1 protein-coding gene is annotated in these 1,314 nt (G+C 69.7%); it reads right to left on the reverse strand.

What is annotated here, in order from left to right; translation table 11 throughout:
• On the reverse strand, positions 1 to 1,258 hold a 1,258-nt coding region (locus ACZ5SK_RS48515; RefSeq protein ID WP_457496060.1), incomplete at its 3' end, for an IS701 family transposase.
• Between the last annotated feature and the right edge of the window lie 56 nt (positions 1,259 to 1,314).

Genomic DNA, 1,314 nt, shown 5'->3' on the forward strand with positions numbered 1-1,314 from the left:
ATGGTGTCGAGGATCTGGTAGAGGGTGAGTCCGCTGTATCGGCTTTTGGGGCCAGGCGCTGTTCGGTGAGGAAGGCGTGGGCGGCGGTGACCAGGGTGACGTGGTGGTGCCAGCCGGTCCAGGAGCGGCCCTCGAAGTGGTCCAGGCCGAGGCCGTGTTTGAGTTCGCGGTAGTCGTGCTCGATGCGCCAGCGGATCTTCGCCAGGCGGACCAGTTCAACGACCGGGGTGTCGGCGGGCAGGTTGGACAGCCAGTAGTCGGTGGGCGCCTCGGCGCCGTCGGGCCATTCGACCAGCAGCGTGACCTCGGGCAGGACACCGTCCCAGCTGCCCGGGTCGGCGGCGGCCTGGGCGAGGCGGCGGGATTTAATCCCTGCCGGCCGCACCCGCAGTGCCAGGAAGTGTGAGCGCATCGGTCCGCGGGAGCCTTCCCGCCAGGTCACCTCGGTGAACGCCTGCCGCCCGTGGCCGGCCGCCAGCACGGCCACCGGGGACGGCCTGCCGCGGTAGCGGGGCTGGGACTTGCGGCCGTTGCCGGACCAGGCGGGGGCGGTGGGCTGCGCGTCGTGCGGGTGGACGGTCACGTCCGAGCGGATCGCCACCACGTAGTCGATGCTGCGATGTTCCAGGCCGTCGCGGAAGTCGGCGTTCTGTCCGTAGCCGGCGTCGGCCACCACAACCGGCGGCACCAGACCCCATCCGGCCAGCTCATCAATGGTGTCCAGGGCCAGGCGCCACTTCTCCCGGTGCCCGATCTCCTCGGGGATCCCGGTCCTGCGCCGCCGTACCGGATCGTGCGCCCACTCCTGGGGCACGAAAAGCCGCCACTGCAGCGGACAGGACGCGGTGTCGGAGACCGCGTGCACGCTCACCGCGACCTGGCAGTTGGCCTGCTTGCCCAAGGCCCCGCAGTACTGGTGGGCGACCGCCACCGACATGCGGCCGTCCTTGGGGAACGACACGTCGTCGACCGCCCAGGCATCCGGGCCGACCTGGGGCACCATCCGTCGGGCGATCCGCCGCCGCACCGGCACCGGATCCCAGGTCGACTGGTTCACGAACTGCTGCAGGTTCTGCTCGTTGCCGTCCGGCAGCCGCTCCGCCATCGGCTGGATCGACTTGCGCCGCCCGTCCAGCATCAGCCCCCGCAGATAGCAGTCGCCCTTGGCCCGCTGATCCCTCCGCGGCACCGAGGCGAACACATCAGCGACGAACAGCGATAACTTCGCCCGAGCACGGTTCACTTCATGTGCGTCCACACCTTCAACATGCCCCCAGACAGGACTCACAGGCAGACGTAACGGAGTCCTACTAG

Source organism: Streptomyces sp. NPDC031474 (assembly GCF_055581185.1).